Source organism: Escherichia sp. WS2035 (assembly GCF_046487065.1).
Classification (GTDB): domain Bacteria; phylum Pseudomonadota; class Gammaproteobacteria; order Enterobacterales; family Enterobacteriaceae; genus Escherichia; species Escherichia coli.
The window spans coordinates 1-3052 of sequence record NZ_JBJQKD010000041.1 but is presented as its reverse complement, the minus strand read 5'-3'; the positions used below and the strand labels follow the sequence as shown (position 1 = coordinate 3052).

Sequence of the window (3052 nt, the reverse complement as noted above, 5' to 3'; positions counted from 1 at the left end):
ACAGAATGATGTCACGCTGAAAATGCCGGCCTTTGAATGGGTTCATGTGCAGCTCCATCAGCAAAAGGGGATGATAAGTTTATCACCACCGACTATTTGCAACAGTGCCAATGATATTGCCAGAGGGCAATCAGATCCCCGAAAAATAGTCCTTCAGTGGGACGAAATGATCCGGACCGCTGGCTCCCTGAAGCTGGGCAAAGTACAGGTTTCAGTGCTGGTCCGTTCATTGCTGAAAAGTGAACGTCCTTCCGGACTGACTCAGGCAATCATTGAAGTGGGGCGCATCAACAAAACGCTGTATCTGCTTAATTATATTGATGATGAAGATTACCGCCGGCGCATTCTGACCCAGCTTAATCGGGGAGAAAGTCGCCATGCCGTTGCCAGAGCCATCTGTCACGGTCAAAAAGGTGAGATAAGAAAACGATATACCGACGGTCAGGAAGATCAACTGGGCACACTGGGGCTGGTCACTAACGCCGTCGTGTTATGGAACACTATTTATATGCAGGCAGCCCTGGATCATCTCCGGGCGCAGGGTGAAACACTGAATGATGAAGATATCGCACGCCTCTCCCCGCTTTGCCACGGACATATCAATATGCTCGGCCATTATTCCTTCACGCTGGCAGAACTGGTGACCAAAGGACATCTGAGACCATTAAAAGAGGCGTCAGAGGCAGAAAACGTTGCTTAACGTGAGTTTTCGTTCCACTGAGCGTCAGACCCCAATACGTGCGCAACAACCGTCTTCCGGAGCCTGTCATACGCGTAAAACAGCCAGCGCTGGCGCGATTTAGCCCCGACGTATCCCCACTGTTCGTCCATTTCCGCGCAGACGATGACGTCACTGCCCGGCTGTATGCGCGAGGTTACCGACTGCGGCCTGAGTTTTTTAAATGGCGGAAAATCGTGTTGAGGCCAACGCCCATAATGCGGGCGGTTGCCCGGCATCCAACGCCATTCATGGCCATATCAATGATTTTCTGGTGCGTACCGGGTTGAGAAGCGGTGTAAGTGAACTGCAGTTGCCATGTTTTACGGCAGTGAGAGCAGAGATAGCGCTGATGTCCGGCGGTGCTTTTGCCGTTACGCACCACCCCGTCAGTAGCTGAACAGGAGGGACAGCTGATAGAAACAGAAGCCACTGGAGCACCTCAAAAACACCATCATACACTAAATCAGTAAGTTGGCAGCATCACCAACGACGATAATTTGGCGATTGGTGTTTAGTAATTCAATTAGGATAGATTTATTGTAGTCGCTTAAAATTGTAGTCATTTAAATTACTTCCTTTCTTTAAAAAAATTATTTTTTTAGGCGCTTTGGCTGGGTGCTTAATCTTTTAAAATCGAGTGAAGATTTATCCAAGATACGCACTTCGCTTTAGTTCCTAATTATTTTTTCAGTGTGCTTGGTGGTTTGCTTGGTTATAAAAAAGTGGAGAGATTAAAAAGCTGCAAGGGCGATCTATGATCGTGCATTTACCCTTGCGGTCTTTTTTGAACGAACTATAACCAGAAAAAGCAAAGCCCTTAGCACACTAAAATATTAGGTACGTCAAGCGGTATCTTGGATAGTAAAATCGAACGGAAAAAAAGCACTTGATATACTTATCAAGTGCTTTCCTAGCCTTTATGTTCGTAAATAAACCACTTGTAACTTGTAACTTTTTTCATGTTACAAGTTACCACTCGTGGTAGTTACCACAAAGCCACATGTTAACATTAAATAATGTTAAGCATTTCATGGAAAAGCTTTTCTATAATCTTTAAGGCTTCTTGTGTACTTCTTGCTAGTCTAGGGACCTCTTTAGCTCCTTGGAAGCTGTCAGTAGTATACCTAATAATTTATCTACATTCCCTTTAGTAACGTGTAACTTTCCAAATTTACAAAAGCGACTCATAGAATTATTTCCTCCCGTTAAATAATAGATAACTATTAAAAATAGACAATACTTGCTCATAAGTAACGGTACTTAAATTGTTTACTTTGGCGTGTTTCATTGCTTGATGAAACTGATTTTTAGTAAACAGTTGACGATATTCTCGATTGACCCATTTTGAAACAAAGTACGTATATAGCTTCCAATATTTATCTGGAACATCTGTGGTATGGCGGGTAAGTTTTATTAAGACACTGTTTACTCTTGGTTTAGGATGAAAGCATTCCGCTGGCAGCTTAAGCAATTGCTGAATCGAGACTTGAGTGTGCAAGAGCAACCCTAGTGTTCGGTGAATATCCAAGGTACGCTTGTAGAATCCTTCTTCAACAATCAGATAGATGTCAGACGCATGGCTTTCAAAAACCACTTTTTTAATAATTTGTGTGCTTAAATGGTAAGGAATATTCCCAACAATTTTATACCTCTGTTTGTTAGGGAATTGAAACTGTAGAATATCTTGGTGAATTAAAGTGACACGAGTATTCAGTTTTAATTTTTCTGACGATAAGTTGAATAGATGACTGTCTAATTCAATAGACGTTACCTGTTTACTTATTTTAGCCAGTTTCGTCGTTAAATGCCCTTTACCTGTTCCAATTTCGTAAACGGTATCGGTTTCTTTTAAATTCAATTGTTTTATTATTTGGTTGAGTACTTTTTCACTCGTTAAAAAGTTTTGAGAATATTTTATATTTTTGTTCATGTAATTTACTCCTGAAGTGATTACATCTATAAACAAATACAGAAGTTAAACGATTTGTTTGTAATTTTAGTTATCTGTTTAAAAAGTCATAAGATTAGTCACTGGTAGGAATTAATCTAACGTATTTATTTATCTGCGTAATCACTTTTTTTAGTCTGTTTCAAAACAGTAGATGTTTTATCTACATAACGCATTTGATAACGCATTTGGAATACCAACATGACGAATCCCTCCTTCTTAATTACAAATTTTTAGCATCTAATTTAACTTCAATTCCTATTATACAAAATTTGGCACTGTTGCAAATAGTCGGTGGTGATAAACTTATCATCCCCTTTTGCTGATGGAGCTGCACATGAACCCATTCAAAGGCCGGCATTTTCAGCGTGACATCATTCTGT

3 protein-coding genes and 1 pseudogene are annotated in these 3052 nt (G+C 40.6%); 1 reads left to right on the top strand and 3 read right to left on the bottom strand.

The window, feature by feature from the left end; genetic code table 11:
• Positions 1-700 (top strand): Tn3 family transposase (locus ACJHX4_RS26625; RefSeq protein WP_241095187.1); only part of this gene is annotated, 700 nt, incomplete at its 5' end.
• Between the two features lie 29 nt (positions 701-729).
• On the opposite strand, the pseudogene ACJHX4_RS26620 reads toward ACJHX4_RS26625, so the two are convergent.
• From ACJHX4_RS26620 to ACJHX4_RS26610, 3 genes and pseudogenes are all read right to left on the bottom strand, one after another.
• Positions 730-1151, bottom strand: a pseudogene (locus ACJHX4_RS26620) (IS1 family transposase); the annotation flags it as partial.
• 762 nt (positions 1152-1913) lie between these two features.
• On the bottom strand, positions 1914-2651 hold the full coding sequence (gene erm(B) / locus ACJHX4_RS26615; protein ID WP_013362818.1) for a 23S rRNA (adenine(2058)-N(6))-methyltransferase Erm(B): 738 nt from the start codon (positions 2649-2651) through the stop codon (positions 1914-1916).
• A gap of 125 nt (positions 2652-2776) precedes the next feature.
• A complete protein-coding gene (locus ACJHX4_RS26610) occupies positions 2777-2872 on the bottom strand; it encodes a 23S rRNA methyltransferase attenuation leader peptide (protein ID WP_013362819.1) in 96 nt (31 codons plus the stop codon).
• Positions 2873-3052: the final 180 nt, after the last annotated feature.

Excerpts from the sequence above, each read along its gene's own strand:
- ACJHX4_RS26610 (WP_013362819.1), bottom strand. The coding sequence starts at position 2,872 with ATGTTGGTATTCCAAATGCGTTATCAAATGCGTTATGTAGATAAAACA.